At 35.3% G+C, this 15,657-nt stretch carries 13 protein-coding genes; 3 read left to right on the top strand and 10 right to left on the bottom strand.

What is annotated here, in order from left to right; all coding sequences use genetic code 11:
* From MED134_RS01770 to mqo, 3 genes are all read left to right on the top strand, one after another.
* Complete coding sequence (locus MED134_RS01770; protein ID WP_021779090.1) at positions 1–2,271, top strand: BamA/TamA family outer membrane protein; 2,271 nt, start codon at positions 1–3, stop codon at positions 2,269–2,271.
* Positions 2,272–2,324: 53 nt separating this feature from the next.
* A complete protein-coding gene (locus MED134_RS01765) occupies positions 2,325–3,578 on the top strand; it encodes an NAD(P)/FAD-dependent oxidoreductase (RefSeq protein ID WP_038596850.1) in 1,254 nt (417 codons plus the stop codon).
* A gap of 321 nt (positions 3,579–3,899) precedes the next feature.
* A complete protein-coding gene (gene mqo, locus MED134_RS01760) occupies positions 3,900–5,384 on the top strand; it encodes a malate dehydrogenase (quinone) (RefSeq protein ID WP_021779092.1) in 1,485 nt (494 codons plus the stop codon).
* Between the two features lie 104 nt (positions 5,385–5,488).
* On the opposite strand, the gene MED134_RS01755 is transcribed toward mqo, so the two are convergent.
* The 10 genes from MED134_RS01755 to MED134_RS01715 form a co-directional block, all read right to left on the bottom strand.
* Positions 5,489–5,998, bottom strand: a complete 510-nt coding sequence (locus MED134_RS01755) for a CPBP family intramembrane glutamic endopeptidase (protein WP_021779093.1) — start codon at positions 5,996–5,998, stop codon at positions 5,489–5,491.
* 261 nt (positions 5,999–6,259) lie between these two features.
* On the bottom strand, positions 6,260–7,408 hold the full coding sequence (locus MED134_RS01750) for an erythromycin esterase family protein (protein WP_021779094.1): 1,149 nt from the start codon (positions 7,406–7,408) through the stop codon (positions 6,260–6,262).
* A 728-nt stretch (positions 7,409–8,136) separates the two neighbouring features.
* The gene (locus MED134_RS01745; RefSeq protein ID WP_021779096.1) at positions 8,137–9,303 is read right to left on the bottom strand and encodes a hypothetical protein; all 1,167 of its coding nucleotides are present in this window, start codon (positions 9,301–9,303) and stop codon (positions 8,137–8,139) included.
* 683 nt (positions 9,304–9,986) lie between these two features.
* Positions 9,987–10,865: a phosphoadenosine phosphosulfate reductase family protein gene (locus tag MED134_RS01740; protein WP_021779097.1), complete on the bottom strand. Its 879-nt coding sequence runs from the start codon at positions 10,863–10,865 to the stop codon at positions 9,987–9,989.
* Positions 10,849–11,049 carry a hypothetical protein gene (locus MED134_RS14625; protein ID WP_021779098.1) on the bottom strand — a complete coding sequence of 67 codons (201 nt, stop codon included), beginning with the start codon at positions 11,047–11,049 and terminating at the stop codon, positions 10,849–10,851. Before MED134_RS14625 ends, MED134_RS01740 begins: the two co-directional genes overlap by 17 nt.
* 4 nt (positions 11,050–11,053) lie before the next feature.
* Positions 11,054–11,692: a hypothetical protein gene (locus MED134_RS01735; protein ID WP_021779099.1), complete on the bottom strand. Its 639-nt coding sequence runs from the start codon at positions 11,690–11,692 to the stop codon at positions 11,054–11,056.
* 758 nt (positions 11,693–12,450) lie between these two features.
* A complete protein-coding gene (locus MED134_RS01730) occupies positions 12,451–13,059 on the bottom strand; it encodes a hypothetical protein (RefSeq protein ID WP_021779100.1) in 609 nt (202 codons plus the stop codon).
* 159 nt (positions 13,060–13,218) lie between these two features.
* Positions 13,219–13,818, bottom strand: coding sequence for a hypothetical protein (locus MED134_RS01725; protein WP_038596843.1), 600 nt, complete (start codon positions 13,816–13,818; stop codon positions 13,219–13,221).
* Positions 13,819–14,464: 646 nt separating this feature from the next.
* Positions 14,465–15,259, bottom strand: a complete 795-nt coding sequence (locus tag MED134_RS01720; RefSeq protein WP_021779102.1) for a cation transporter — start codon at positions 15,257–15,259, stop codon at positions 14,465–14,467.
* Positions 15,260–15,270: 11 nt separating this feature from the next.
* A complete protein-coding gene (locus MED134_RS01715) occupies positions 15,271–15,639 on the bottom strand; it encodes a DUF3703 domain-containing protein (protein ID WP_021779103.1) in 369 nt (122 codons plus the stop codon).
* Positions 15,640–15,657: the final 18 nt, after the last annotated feature.

Below are 15,657 nucleotides of genomic sequence, written 5' to 3'. Positions count from 1 at the left end.
GTGCAGTATCGTAAATTAATACACATAGTCCTTGTCATAATAAGTATCACACTCTGCTCGTGTAGTGTAGAAAAGTATATACCTGAGGGAGAACGTTTATATACGGGTGGTGAGGTTATAATTACCTCAGATAGTACTATTGTTAATCAAAATTTACTCAAGGCAGAGCTAGAAAGTGTTTTAAGACCATCTCCTAACACTAAGGTTTTAGGGATGTATCCTAACCTAAGTATACACTACAAAGCACAGCGAGAAAATCCCGGAGTTATAAATAAATGGCTCAATAAAAAAATAGGAGAGGAGCCTGTTTACCAGTCAGATGTAGAGGAGTTTGAGGTAGAGGCATTGTTGAGAAACAGACTTGAGAACCGTGGCTTCTTTTATAGTGATGTGAGTTCTCGCTTTCGCGAAAGCGAGAAAAAGAAAAGAGCCTCTATAACATATACGGTTAAGGTGCCTACACCATACCGTATGGAGACCTATCAGCTCGACACACTCTCGCCGCCTATTTATAGAGAGATGATAAGTACGGTTAAGAGTTCGCCATTCAAAAAGGGAATGCGATATGACCTCTCAAATCTAAAACAAGAGCGCGACCGCATAGACTACAAGCTTAAGAGAAAGGGATATTACAACTTTAACCCATCGTTTCTCATTTTTGAGATTGACACAAATCAATATAAGAACAAGCGTTTTGATATGTTCTTAAAGATTAAAAAAGATGTTCCTAACAAGGTTATTGTGCCTTACAAGGTGCAAAAAATTAATGTGTATCCTAACTATGAGCTAAAGGATACCTTACAGCAAAATATAGTTCGCTACGATAGTCTCAATATGATACAGAATGAGAACTATTTTAAACCTAAATATCTTGCTCCATACATCACACTTAAAGAAGGATCGCTTTATAATCCAGATATCTCACGTAACACAGCCAGACGATTATCTACCATAGGGGCTTATAAATTTGTAAATATCCAGTATGAAGAAGTAGATAGCCTGCGCACAGATAGCTTAGGGATTCTAGAGGCAAACATATATTTGTCACCTCTTAACAAAAGAGCCATAAGAGCAGAGATACAAGCAGTCACAAAGTCTAATAATTTTGCTGGGCCCGGCCTTGCACTTACCTACAGCAATCGAAACCTCTTTAAAGGGGGAGAAGTACTTAATATAACAGGTTCTGCAGGTTATGAAGTGCAAGTAGGTGGTGGCGAGTCTTTGAGCAGTATCGAGCTGGGACTTGCAAGTGAACTTGTATTTCCTAGAGTGATTTTTCCAATTAAGATTAATACAGATTTCTTTAAATACAACATCCCAAAAACCGTCACGGCACTAGGTTTTGATTATTTAAACAGGTCAAAGCTATACACGCTTCTCTCTGGTAATGCAGGCTTTGGCTACACTTGGGATGCAAATAAATATGTGACGCATAAAATAAACCCTATCTCACTAAGCTACACGAGATTGTCTAACACCACAGAAGCCTTTGACGAGATACTTGCAGAAAATCCATTTTTAGAACAGAGTTTTGAGCAGCAATTTATCGCCGGTCTTACCTATAGTTTTACCTACAACGGGATGGTAGATACTAGTGATACACATCAAGTCTTTCTTAACACAAATATTGAGATTGCTGGTAACACGGTAAGTTTACTTGGCCAAGAAAATGAGGATACAGAAAACAACACCTTTTTAGGACTAGAGTATGCACAGTTTGCAAAGATAGATGCAGATTTTAGGTATCACTTTAACTTTGGCAAAGAGCAAAAAATTGCCACTCGTTTATTTGCTGGTTATGGGTATGCATACGGTAATTCAGAGATATTACCCTTTGTAAAGCAATATTATGCTGGCGGTCCATACAGCGTGCGAGCGTTCAGAATACGGTCTTTAGGGCCTGGTACGTCAACAGGTAACTCTGAGAGTGGGAGCTTTTTTGACCAGATAGGTAACATACGCCTAGAGGCAAATGCAGAGTATAGATTCCCTATCTTTAATTACCTTAAAGGAGCCTTCTTTGTAGATGCGGGTAATATCTGGAATAGCGTTGAGAACGAAGATCTGCCGGGTAAAGATAAGTTTACCTCAGATTTTATAAACGAGCTTGGTATAGGTGGTGGTTTTGGGCTACGTGTAGATGTACAAGGCTTTGTGATACGTTTTGATCTCGCTGCTCCCTTCCACGATCCATCGCTTGCAGAGGGAGAACGCTGGGATTTTAAATTTGATGAGCCTATCTTTAATTTTGCAATTGGTTACCCATTTTAATGTATTTACGCTTTCGCGAAAGCAAAAAAAATATCACTTATACTACTTCATATATGAACAATTCTACTCATAAAATACATATCATAGGCGCAGGAATAAGCGGCCTCATTGCAGCAATACAGCTAGAAAGCAAAGGGTATGCGCCCATACTCATAGAAGCGACAGATAGGGCAGGTGGTCGTGTAAAGACAGATGTTGTAAACGGTTACCAGCTAGATCACGGTTTTCAAGTGCTACTAGACGCATACCCAAAAGCAAAGGAATATCTAGATTATAAGGCCTTAGAGCTACAATCTTTTTTACCAGGAGCAACTATATTTAAAAACCGCAAATCTCAATCTATAGGCGACCCTACACGCAGTATCAAGATGCTTATACCTACAATGACCTCATCTGTAGGTACACTAGGTGACAAGGTTAAGGTACTTAAGCTTAACAAGGATTTAAAAAACAAATCTATAGAAGAGATTTTTAATACTCCTGAGAGCTCTACACTAGTTTACCTGCGCAAGAGAGGCTTTAGCCAGGCGATGATTACAGATTTCTTTAAGCCGTTTTTCAGTGGTATTTTCTTAGAGACAGCGCTTAGCACCTCAAGCCGTATGTTTGAGTTTGTGTATAAAATGTTTGGAGAAGGGATGGCCACTGTGCCAAAAGCTGGAATAGAAGCAATACCTAAACAACTCTCTTCACAGCTCAAAAACACCACTTTTATGTTTAATACGAGTGTAGCAAGTGTAGAAGATAACACCATCACCCTCACAAACGGAACTTCCCTAGAGAGCGATTATACTATTATAGCTACAGAAGCTAGCCAGTTTATAGCAAACCTAAGAGGTCAAGAGACTCCCTGGAAGTCTTGTGTAAACTTATATTATGAGGTAGAAGCAGTAGGGAAGAAGCAACCCTTGATCCAACTTGTAGCAGATGAGAACACGAGAATTAATAACATCTTCTATGTAGATGCGCTAGAAACTGCAACTACTGGAGCAAAAAATCTACTCTCTGTAACCGTAGTAGACGATCAAGATTTATCTGAAAAAGCACTTGTTGCAACTGTTACTTCAGAGCTCGCAACTTACTGCAATATCACAGATGTTACTTTCTTAAAAGCATATGTGATTCCGCGAGCTTTACCTAAACTTGACAATTTACGTATGGATTGTGAAGCGTCTGAAACGCAACTTAAAGACACAATTTTTCTTGCTGGAGACCATCTTCTTAACGGCTCTCTTAACGCCGCAATGATCTCTGGAGAAAGAGCTGCTCAAGCTGTCATAGAAAAAATAGAAGGACTGCTACAGTAGTGCATAATTTATGCAAAACTCCCACTATAGACATTGTTTATAGTGGGAGTTTTTGATTAAAAATATTTATTTTAAACACTTATAATCAATTGCTTACAGTTTTTAAATAAAGTTTTTATTTAATACTAAATATGTGCTTTATAGAGAAACCCTATTACTCTCAAAATAGTGATTTTAAGTTAAAATTTAACGTATAAGAGATGTCTATACTGGGTTTTTGAGACCAATTGAGTAACATAGCAGCTTGTTTATTTTATTAATAAATGAGGGTTCAAATTGTAAGTTTAGATTTCGATACCTTTATACCATAAACCCTTTTTTATGAACAGAGAAATTCCGAAAAATCATTACGATCTCATTTGTGTAGGTGGTGGAATTATGAGTGCAAATCTTGCACTTATGGCAAAGATGCTTAAGCCAGATTTGAGCATTTTAATTTTAGAACGTCTAGGTGATGTTGCGCAAGAAAGTTCGGCCGCTTGGAATAATGCAGGTACGGGTCACTCGGCACTTTGTGAACTCAATTATTGCCCAGAGCAAGAAGATGGTTCTGTCTCTATAAAAAAGGCCATAGAGATCTGTAAGCAATTTGAAATCACAAAACAGTTTTGGGCACATCTCGTAGAAAAAGGATTTATAGAGGACCCTCAGCACTTTTTAAAGCCCATACCACATCATAGTTGGGTAACAGGAGAGAAGAACGTCACGTTTCTTAAAAAGCGTTTTGAAGCCTTTAAAGAGCACTTTATGTTTGACACCATAGAGTATACAGATCAAATAAGTAAAATGAGAGACTGGTTCCCGCTTATAATGCACGATCGCACAGAAGATGAGGTAATGGCTGGATCACGTATAGATCGTGGCACAGAGGTTAACTTTGGCGTGCTTACCAAGCGTTTATATGAAATACTAGCAACAGCCTTTGACACACCCGTACACTTTCACAAAGAAGTAGAAGATCTTGACCCATTAGACAATGGTAACTGGACGGCAATTACAAAAGATCTTAAAACAGGTAAGAAACAATCTATAGAGGCAGACCATATTTTTATAGGTGCAGGCGGCGGTGCGTTGTTACTACTTGAGACTGTAGAGATAGAGGAGAAGGATGGTTTTGGCGGTTTTCCTGTGAGTGGTGGCTGGCTGGTTTGTAAAAACAAAGAGCTTATAGAGCAACACAATGCAAAAGTATATAGCAAAGCGGGAGAAGGCGCTCCACCTATGAGTATGCCGCACCTAGACACTCGCTATGTAGATGGTGAGAAGCAACTTATGTTTGGCCCTTTTGCTGGTTTTAGTCCCAAGTTTTTAAAGCAGGGGTCTAATCTAGATCTCGTAAAAAGTGTCAATTTTAAAAACATCCCGTCTATGCTAGGCGCTTTCTGGCATAATCTTGATCTTACAAAATACCTCATAGGCCAGGTCACGATGACCTTTGATGACCGTATGAACGAGCTACGTAATTTTATAAAAGATGCAAAAAACGAAGACTGGCGTATAGAAGTTGCCGGCCAGCGTGTACAAACCATAAAACGAGATGAGTTTAAAGGTGGTAAACTAGAATTTGGAACTCAAATTGTAAGTGGTTCTGACGGTAAGATCACTTGTTTACTTGGAGCATCTCCAGGAGCATCTACCGCACCCAAAATAATGCTAGACGTACTAGAGCAAGCCTTCCCAGAGATAATGAACTCCCCAGAAGGAAAGAAAAAACTTAAAGAAATTGTACCTAGCTACAAGGAAGAAATCACCAAAGAGCATTTTAATAAAGAACTACAGCGCACCACGGCTATTCTTAACCTATAAGTTTGATCACCAAGTATACATACACCAAACTGAAAATCCGCGATGATTTTCAGAAGTAGGCGAGAACGAGCAATTAATTATAACCATTGTTGTCAACTGGCTTTTTATATCCTTTCAGTCAAAATCAAAATGACTCCAATCAAGTTTCTCAATCCGTGAACATATGTTGTTATCCAATAACTTGATTCCTTTCTTTTTTGAAAAATCAGATAGGTTAGAGCTAATAAAATGCCTAATGGTAAAATCATAATGCTATACCAAACACTATAAAAGTAATGAGCAAATGAAAATAAAAGTGAAGAAATCAATATTGTAAATAAGTTAAATCTGTTATTCACTAATTTTTGAATTATTTTAATCGGAATTGATTGAAAAATTAAAGTTTCAATCAAAGGAGCAGCAATCACCACTGATATAATCAGTCCTAGAAAAGAATATTCGTCAGCTTTTATTCCTCCGATTTCATTTTCTCCTACATTTAATAATTCGAGTGCAAATGCTAGTGGAATCATAAGTATTAGACTCAGTATAGTTGTAATAATGATAAATTTCAATGGTTGTAAAATTGACCATTTAAAATATAATAATCTTATTTGTTTGTTGAATTTTTTCATAGCTTGTTGCCTACAGGTCACTACATAAAGCGGATGCGGTATACTTCGACAAGCTCAGTACAAGCTTTGCTGGATAGCCTGTTGTTTGTTTTTTAATTGATTCTCTAAATATACAAGTATTTAAGAAAGATGACGCTTTCGCGAAAGCTTAAAATCAAGAAGACATTGCGATGAGAATTATAGATCTAAACAAGCTTAAAAGCCTGTGCTGAGCTCTGTAGAAGTAGGCTTGCTTATAACTCAGTTCTTTGTTGGCAACTGTTATTTTCTAAATGTCGCCAATTCACCATTTTCTATATAAACAATGGCGTCAAAATGTTCAAGCCATTTGGTATTAAGGTGTTTCTTTGGTCCACTCCATAGGTTGGCCAGAAATTCTTGATTTTTTAAGTCATTATTTACTTTAACAGCCTTTTCTATATCAATGAAATAATCATTGTTTCGATCTGGTAAATAGTAAAGTAAGCAATTCTTTTTTTCAGCTTGTTTCTCAATTTTTTTTAATTTCCGGTAAGGCATTTTGATAGAGGCAAAAGCAACGTGATAAGAGTTATTTTGATTTGCTTTTAAGAATTCACAACCCATTGTAGCCTCTCCCATATACTCGCTATCCGTTTTTGCGATATGCGCATTAGCAGCCCAAACTATGAATTTTTTGTTGGGAAATTGCTTTGATAAAAAATCTAAGTTATCAGCCATTTGTCGGTCTCTGTTTGCCATACCAACTTTAATATCTTCTGTCATATAGATTATTGCACTGCTTTTAAGGTTTTTCAAAGACTGCAAAAGAAATGGCTCATCTAATGTATTTACTATTTGGGTGATTTGATCAAGTTCATTTAGATATGAGTTGAGTTCAGAATTTGAAATATTTTCTTTTGCATTAAACTGATAATCAACTAAATATTTCGTTTTTGAGATGAATGATTGCGTCAGAGTAATGTTCAATTCATTTAACTTTTCTTTTAATTCAAATTGAAAATTCCTTTTTGAGTAATTAGAATGTAATTGACTGTCAATTCCCCAAATATCAATGTTTTTCTCTTTAATAAAATCAAATAGTTCTATACACTGATTTGCTCCATACCAAGTCCAATAGATATTTCTTGGATTCTTGTCTAGATACAATCCATAAAAGTCCGATTCAAAAGCAATATTTTGAAATCCGAGTTCCTCAACTAAATATTTTACAAATTTTGTTTTGTAAACTAAGTCAGATCCTGATTTATGAAACGATTCACCTAAAAAAATAAATTGTTTGTTTACAAGATTTTGTTTGATGATTTCCTTTACAATATTGGAGATCTCATTGTTTTCTGAAAGTAGATTGTGAGTATTGTCTTGGATTTGACCAATACACGCATCTCCAGAATACAATAAAATCAAAAGTATAAGTAGGTGTTTTTTCATAATTGTAGCCAACAGGCCACTACATAAAGCGAGTGCGGCTCCCGATAGCTATCGGGATTGCTGGTTTGCTTTACTTTGTGGTCTTGATTTGTTTGGACTAAATATACAATGAATTTTGGATTAGTCGCCGCGCATAGAGCTTTCAAACCTGCCTCTCTCATCATCGACGAAGGAGTTAGCGACTGAGAGAATGATGCTGGATGAGATTTATAATAAGGCATAAATTCGCGTTATGTAATAGTTCTTGCATCCGACGAGAGAGGGACGCACGAGAGGAATGCATACTTGCAACTACGTGTGGGCTTTCTATGTTTAAGATGTATGCCCTAAGCATTTTTGAGTCTTGCCTCCGACGAGGAAGGAACGACCGAGAGGAAGGCACAAGGTGGCGGCTGAGTAGGGTGGGAGCTTTAAAATCCTAGCAGATTTGCTCTATAATCTATCTGTGCCAGATCCTTAATTATAGCCTTTACAATCGCTCTTAAACCGATTTTGAAGCGTAGCCATACGATTGCGGTAATTACCAAGTTTACAACTACCTTTTGTGTGGCTTATTTTGTCGTGAACTGCGAGCCCTTGGGCAATCAGCCGCCACGGTCTAGTATAAGAATAGTAGCGGATTAAAATCCACTAACTTTTCGGTTAAATTCAGACCTTTTCATATTCACTTACTTCTTTTTTAGCGATTAAACCGCTATTATTTTTATACATTGTTGGGCACGGTTATTTTACCAATCCATATTAGCTGCATTTTCGAGTTCATTCATAATTTCATCAGCAAAAGCTCTCATATTTTCCATACTATCACAAGCAGCTTTATAAGTTCCATTTGCCGAAAGTGTTAGAATAGTTGGTAATTGATATTCTTGTGTGTATTCCATTGCTGGTGCTGTAATATCTGACCAAAGAAATTTTATAAACTCTTCGATTAATTCAATTACTTCATTTTCTTTAAAAGTTAGAAATCCGTGTAGCGAAAATTTGTTTTTATTTTTTTTATGGTTCATTAAAACAGGCACAGCTCCTGTTTTGGAATGAAATCTAAACGCATTCCCATCCTTACCAAATGCACCGTGCGCTACAAAATTTCTTAATTGATTTCTTACTGTAATTAACTCGTTATAAAAACTCTCCGCTTCTTTTGACGATTCAATTGGAATTGCTGCTTTGAATTTAGTTTTCCATTCAGCGCCAATCAGTTCCGAAACCTTTTCGCCATCGCTTAAATTTTGTCCGATAATCGCAAGATGAATAAACAGATGCTCTGTCCAACTAAAAAAAGCTTCAATGCAGGAAATTGCTAACCAATTAGCTCTTTGCTTGAATTCAAAATCCAATGAGGTGATTGTTGTGAACTCACCAAATTCGGACTTTTCTACTTTCTTTTCGGTTTTTCCTTTGTTGTCTATGAATTTTTGATATTCCGTTTTATAGAAATCAAGTAGGAAGTTAAATCTATCAAATAATTGCCTGTTGTTATTTATAACATTGAATTCGGAATTTGATACAGCTTCTTCAGCTAGATAGTCATAATATGGTCTAATACTCTTTACTGCACCTGAAATTTTCTTAGCTATTTCTTTAGCTATTTCTTGGTCTTCTTCGTCTTGAATAAATACTCCAACACCAAATTTTCGATGTTCGATAAGAAAGGCTTTACCTTTGTAATCGATAGGAAATGACCAAGCTATTTTTTCGAAGCGACCAAGGTTCTTAAAATTCAACAAATCGGAAAAAAGAAAGAATATTAAATAATACTCTGGCAATTGTCTACTTGCTTCGCTTCTTTTAGCACTAAACAAAAAGTCATTTACTGCATTTGTTCCTTTGTCAGCAGGTTTGATTGGACTTAAAATTTGTAAAGCTTTCTTTCTGTATTTTTCAATATCAATCAATATTGTTTCGTTTTAATTGTGCCCAACAGGCCACTACATAAAGCGAGTGCGGCTCCCGATAGCCATCGGGATTGCTGGTTTGCTTTGTATTGTGGTCTTGATTTGTTTGGACTAAATATACAATGAATTTTGGATTTGTACGCCGCGCATAGAGCTTTCAAACCTGCCTCCGACGAGCGTAGCGAGAGGAAGGCACACATTCGCGTTATGTAATAGTTCTTGCATCCGACGAGAGAGGGACGAGCGAGAGGAATGCACACTTGCAACTACGTGTGAGCTTTCTATAATTGAGATGTATGCTCTAGGCATTTTTGAGTCCTGCCTCCGACGAGTGAGGAACGACCGAGAGGAAGGCATAAGGTGGCGGCTGATTGAGTAGGGTGGGAGCTTTAAAATCCTAGCAGATTTGCTCTATAATCGATCAGTGCCAAATCCTTGATTATAGCCCTTACAATCGCTCTTAAACCGATTTTGAAGCGTAGCCATACGATTGCGGTAATCACCAAATATGCAACTGCCTTTTGTGTGGCTTATTTTATCGTGGTCTGCAAGCCCCTTGGGCAATCAGCCGCCACGTTGTTGTATATGGTTTGTTGCGTGTTTCAAGCAACTAATTTAGTAAATAATAACTGAATAAAAAGTCCTCACAAACTTTCGTAAGTAGGTGAGGACTAAGCAATAAATTATATACGGTGTTGTAAGGCGTTTTCTTGGTAGTTCAGGTTTGTTTTATCGACTTCCCAAAGTTCGTATATTCTATTTATTTCATCTTTGGATATTAAATTCAAACCGCTTAATTGTTCAGTAATCAATAATTTTTCCAGAATTATTTTTCTTCCCTCTAAAGTTATTGGTCCTAATCCTTTAACTCCATTTCTTCTGTAGGAACATCTATATTTTGTGTTGTCTCTAAATTCAGCAATCCAATTTCTAAATGCATATAATTCTTTCAATTCCGAATATCCATTTTCTATCATATTACCCATTGATTTATCTTTTCTAACAACAGTACAAGTCCAACATCCAAATCTTGAATTTCCACAAGAAGAACCTTTTGACTCTCTATAAACGGGACATTCGGATTCGGCATCTTGGTATATTGTTCTAATTTGATTAAAGTCAATGCTTTTTGGTAATTTATTATAGCGTAATGTTAGCCAAACGTCTTCTAAAGCGTGATTAATAATTGGACTAAAAATAATGTTCTTTGATGAACCACTTTGTTTTAGATAGTATTCATTATCTGTTCTGTGTTTAGATATTGTTCTATCTCTTTGCTCACTTTCAGAACTTCTCACTCCAAGTAATATTACAGCTTTCTCATCTTTATCAATTAACTGTTTAACGGGATTAATTCTTAATTTGTCTGTACACCATCGAAAAATATTAGTAGGTGTAGGATAGCCTCTACCAATCACTTTTACAAAGAATCTATCTTCTAATTTTGGCTTAACTATTTTAAAAATCAAAGGTATATTTAGCTCCTCACATTCTCTTTTTAGTTTATCAAAGGTTTCATATACATAAGTTGTTACAATTGGATTTTCAACACCCTGTATCACAATAGAGGACAGTAATTGGTTTATGAAAAGAATCTACTTGTTTTAAAGCATTAAAAACTAATTTTAGCATTGAAGAGGAATCTTTTCCTCCACTATATCCAATATACCAAGGAAGTGTGTTCTTTTGGTATTCACGAATTATTATTTTGATTACTTCTTTATCCTTTTTAGGTGTTTTTTGCATACGATTATTTTAAAATGTCATCAAATTTTGTTTTAACAATAGATGACAATTCTTTATCGTTCACAATTGGATTTAGTTGTTTATTTGACAGATTAATGTGCTTTTTTACTGAAATTAAATGCAGTATAAATGAGATTATTGCTGTGTAAAGTAAAAACGTAGTAAGCAATTCAATATTTTTTATTTCTGCAAAGAAATATTTGTAAATAAAAAAAAGGACAATAAATATTAGTGAAATATCAGCTGTTGAAGTCCAAAATATTCCATTAAATTTTACGTTTTCTCCTTTCCTTTTTAAAGATTCATCATTATCAATTACTTTGTAAAAAGTAGTCATATAGGCATCTTTATATTTCAATGTTTTTCTTTCTTCCGTACTAATTTCTCTATCGTATGCAGAAATAAGCTTGTCTAAAATATTTTTAGTAATGAAGTAATGTGAAGGTTTAGTTATTATTCTTTGAATGTTTAATTGATAGTAAACAGCGCCTAGCAATAATGATATAAAGGAAATGTACATTACGTGTAAGCTTGTAATGTCATAGATTTCTGAAAAATAATGATTGTACATTGGATATAGTCCAAGAAGTAAAACAAATCCAGGTATAAATACTCTTAAATATTTTAATGTTTTTTGTTCCATAGTTTCTCAAATGACTTACAACAGGCCACTACATAAAGCGAGTGCGGCTCCCGATAGCCATCGGGATTGCTGGTTTGCTTTGTATTGTGGTCTTGATTTGTTTGGACTAAATATACAATGAATTTTGGATTTGTACGCCGCGCATAGAGCTTTCAAACCTGCCTCCGACGAGCGCAGCGAGAGGAAGGCACAACATTCGAGTTATGTAATAGTTCTTGCATCCGACGAGAGAGGGACGAGCGAGAGGAATGCACACTTGCAACTACGTGTGAGCTTTCTATAATTGAGATTTGTAACCTTTAGGCATTTTTGAGTCCTGCCTCCGACGAGGAAGGAACGACCGAGAGGAAGGCACAAGGTGGCGGCTGATTGAGTAGGGTGGGAGCTTTAAAATACTAGCAGATTTGCTCTATGATCTATCTGTAACAAATCCTTGATTATAGCCCTTACAATCGCTCTTAAACCGATTTTGAAGCGTAGCCATACGATTGCGGTAATTACCAAGTTTACAACTACCTTTTGTGTGGCTTATTTTGTCGTGAACTGCGAGCCCTTGGGCAATCAACCGCCACGTTCTTGTATAATAACAGTAGGGCGGAAAATACCCGCTAACCATTCGGTTAAACACAAGCCGAATTTTTAAATTTTTCTTATTACTTTTTCTTTCTCAATAAGCCAAATTTAAAAATTTGGCGACTTTGCAAATGCGCCCGAACCATTCGGTTTTGCTACAATTGCCCTATTGTTTTTATACGTTGTTAGGCACAGGCTTTCTGCACTTTAATTGTAATATTTTCTTCTGAATTATAACCAACAATTTCGTTTTTATCAGTATCAAATTTGTCCAATTCAAATTGCCCAATTTCTCTTATAATTTGAATTTTTCCAGATATAACATCAAATTTTATCAAATCAGAAGTTGGTTTGCCAAATTCATTAATTCTAATCTGTTGTAATAATAGACAATCATTTAATTTATGTTGGAAAAGAGTTAAGTATTTTCCATCAAGTTCGGTCTTTTTACCTTCATTTCTGACAAAAAATACCGCACTCTCATCGCCATATTCAACAATAGAATATAAAAAATCTAAAGCTAATTGATGTTCGTCATTTGGGTCCTCAATGTATTCACGAGTAAGTCTATAATTATCAGTTTCAATCAAAGTTGGTGGCTCTGGATTTTTTTCTTCGGTTCGCTTATATCCAAGAAGTTTATATTTTATAAAATGATACGGCATAACAAAAATAATCGCCAATATCGCCACTACAACCATTATGATAGAAACTATAATTTTTAATATTCCGCCAATAATGGGAATTTCAAAAATGCTTTTCTTTCTTTTCGATATATTTATTGTAAGTTCCAATTTTTTTTTCAGCTTGTGCCTAACGGTCTCGTATAAGAATAGTTGCGGGTTTACGTGCGAGGATTTTCCGAAGGAAAATCAGACGTAGTAAACTTGCAACGACCTTTGATTAAGCCCAAATTTGAGCAATTATTTTTATACATTGTTGTAAAACGTTTTTTATTCCTCAATTATTAGGATTATTCCTCTTTCCTCAAACATAAATGAAAAATTCGTTTTTATATTCAGTTCGTTAATATTAGTAATTATTTTAAGTAAGAGTGTTTTTGTCTCAATAATGTTTTTAATGTTATCAACATTTATACTTATCAGTCTTTGTTCATCAGGTGAAGGATAATTTCTGTCATTATTCGGATTTCTCAGATGATTGTTTAAAACCATTTTCAAACTATCTATTGGGTATTGTAATTCATAATTTACCGTTATACTTTCAGTATTTACATAAACTACTTCTCTTAATTTATAGTCAAATATATCCTCACAAAACTGTAATGGTTGAATATTATAAATCTTTGTGTCAGTTTTGAGTTTAAATAAAGCGTAATTTTTATTACAGTCTATTTTGTTTTGAATTTTTATTATCTCGTTAAAATTTGAAAGAGTATCTAAATCAAACTCAATAAATTTATTATCGATCAATCTAAATGTGAAAAAATTTTGCTCGGGTTTTTCATTTTTCCGATTATTTTTTTCGCTATTATTTTGTCCGCAACTTATCAGCAGAAAAATCAATATTGATATGAAAAATGTTCCTCTCAAATGTTTTACAACAGGCCACTACATAAAGCGAGTGCGGCATTTTGCTGGTTAGCCTGTATTTATTTGTTTTTTAATTGATTGTCTAAATATACACTTATTTGTGAATCTGTCGCCGCGCATAGAGCTTTCAAAAATGTCGTATTCGCGTTATGTAATAGTTGTGTCTGGTTGCAACTACGTGTGAGCTTTCTATAATTAAGATGTATGCCCTAGGCATTTTTGAGTAGTGGCCTGTGGCGGCTGATTGAGTAGGGTGGGAGCTTTAAAATCCTAGCTAGTTTGCTCTATGATGATTCTGTACCAGATCCTTGATTATAGCTCTTACAATCGCTCTTAAACCGATTTTGAAGCGTAGCCATACGATTGCGGTAATAACCAAGTATGCAACTGCCTTTTGTGTAGCTTATTTTATCGTGAACTGCGAGCCCTTGGGCAATCAGCCGCCACGTTCAGTATAAGAAACGTAGGGCAGGTGATAAGCGATACGTTTCGTTTTGGTACTAAGCCAAATATAATATTTTGCTTTTATCTTTTTTGTTGAAATGCCAAATTTTATATTTGGCGACTTTGTAAATTGACACAGACCTTTTGGCAAGCGAAAACTGCCCTATGTTTTTTATACATTGTTGTAAGTAGTGCTTTTTTGTTACTTACTCAATTTCAGTATTCGAAATGCACCTTGAATTACCAATACAAAAACGACTGTTCCTATAATCAAATCGGGTGTATTAGAACTTAACCAATTCACTAAAATCCCTGCAATTATTACTCCCAAATTTATAATCACATCATTCGAAGTGAAAATCAAACTCGCTTTCATATGTGTCTCCTCTTTGCTCTTTGATTTTTGTAAAATGTAAAGACAAATTCCATTTGCTATTAGTGCAAAAATTGAAACGATAATCATTGTCGAAAAGTCTGGAAGTTTCTCGTCTCCTAAAAATCTTCTCAGAACTTCTACAAATCCGATAATCGCAAGTGTTATCTGAAAATATCCAGCAAGCTTTGCAATCCGTTTTTTCTTAATCAACGTTCCGCCAACTGCAAATAAGCTAATTCCATACACAAAACTGTCCGCAAGCATATCGAGACTATCTGCAACAAGTCCCATTGATTTTGATATTAATCCTGTTGCCATTTCGATAATGAAAAAAGCAAAGTTGATTGCGAGGACAGACCAAAGTAGTTTTTTTTGGTCTACATTTTCTTTAAATTCTTTTTTGTCAGTCTGCTCGGTTGAGATTTTCTTTCCACCCAAATTCAGTTCAATAACTGACTTTTCAATTTGTTCTATTTCTCCGTTGTGAAAAACGGTCAATTTTCGGTTTGGAATGTCAAAGTCCAAATTAACAATACCTGAAATTCCGTCTAATTTCATTCGAATTAAATTTTCCTCTGAAGGACAATCCATTTTTGTTATTTCAAATGTCGTTTTTTTCATAATTGTTAGAATTAGACTCCAGCTTTTGTGAAAATATCTTGTAATTCCTTTTTTATCGGAAATGACTTTAGAGGAGGAACATTGGCTCCTCCTGGATTACCAATTGGAATTTTACCAACAAAGGATTTAACACCTCCAAAAATTAGTCTTGGAATCTGACCAAAGATTTCTATTACGCTTTTGATTTTAAATCCAAATTTTAGCATTTTCCAATGGACTAAAGTATGTGCATAAGGATATTTTTGCCCGATTATATGAGCACGTTCCAAATGATTCCAAGCATTTAATAAATTTCCAGAGATATTTTCAGTTCTGTATTTCTCTAATTCTGTGTTGAAATAAGGTTTTAATTCTTTTGGTATTGAAGTATAAAGTTTCATAATATCGTTTTAATGATA

It is taken from the genome of Dokdonia sp. MED134, from assembly GCF_000152925.2.
Classification (GTDB): domain Bacteria; phylum Bacteroidota; class Bacteroidia; order Flavobacteriales; family Flavobacteriaceae; genus Dokdonia.
Note: the sequence above shows the minus strand (reverse complement) of the source record. Positions and strands in the feature narration are given on the sequence as shown.

Excerpts from the sequence above, each read along its gene's own strand:
- mqo (WP_021779092.1), top strand. The coding sequence starts at position 3,900 with ATGAACAGAGAAATTCCGAAAAATCATTACGATCTCATTTGTGTAGGT.
- MED134_RS01720 (WP_021779102.1), bottom strand. The coding sequence starts at position 15,259 with ATGAAAAAAACGACATTTGAAATAACAAAAATGGATTGTCCTTCAGAG.
- MED134_RS14625 (WP_021779098.1), bottom strand. The coding sequence starts at position 11,049 with ATGCAAAAAACACCTAAAAAGGATAAAGAAGTAATCAAAATAATAATT.
- MED134_RS01765 (WP_038596850.1), top strand. The coding sequence starts at position 2,325 with ATGAACAATTCTACTCATAAAATACATATCATAGGCGCAGGAATAAGC.
- MED134_RS01735 (WP_021779099.1), bottom strand. The coding sequence starts at position 11,692 with ATGGAACAAAAAACATTAAAATATTTAAGAGTATTTATACCTGGATTT.
- MED134_RS01750 (WP_021779094.1), bottom strand. The coding sequence starts at position 7,408 with ATGAAAAAACACCTACTTATACTTTTGATTTTATTGTATTCTGGAGAT.
- MED134_RS01755 (WP_021779093.1), bottom strand. The coding sequence starts at position 5,998 with ATGAAAAAATTCAACAAACAAATAAGATTATTATATTTTAAATGGTCA.
- MED134_RS01715 (WP_021779103.1), bottom strand. The coding sequence starts at position 15,639 with ATGAAACTTTATACTTCAATACCAAAAGAATTAAAACCTTATTTCAAC.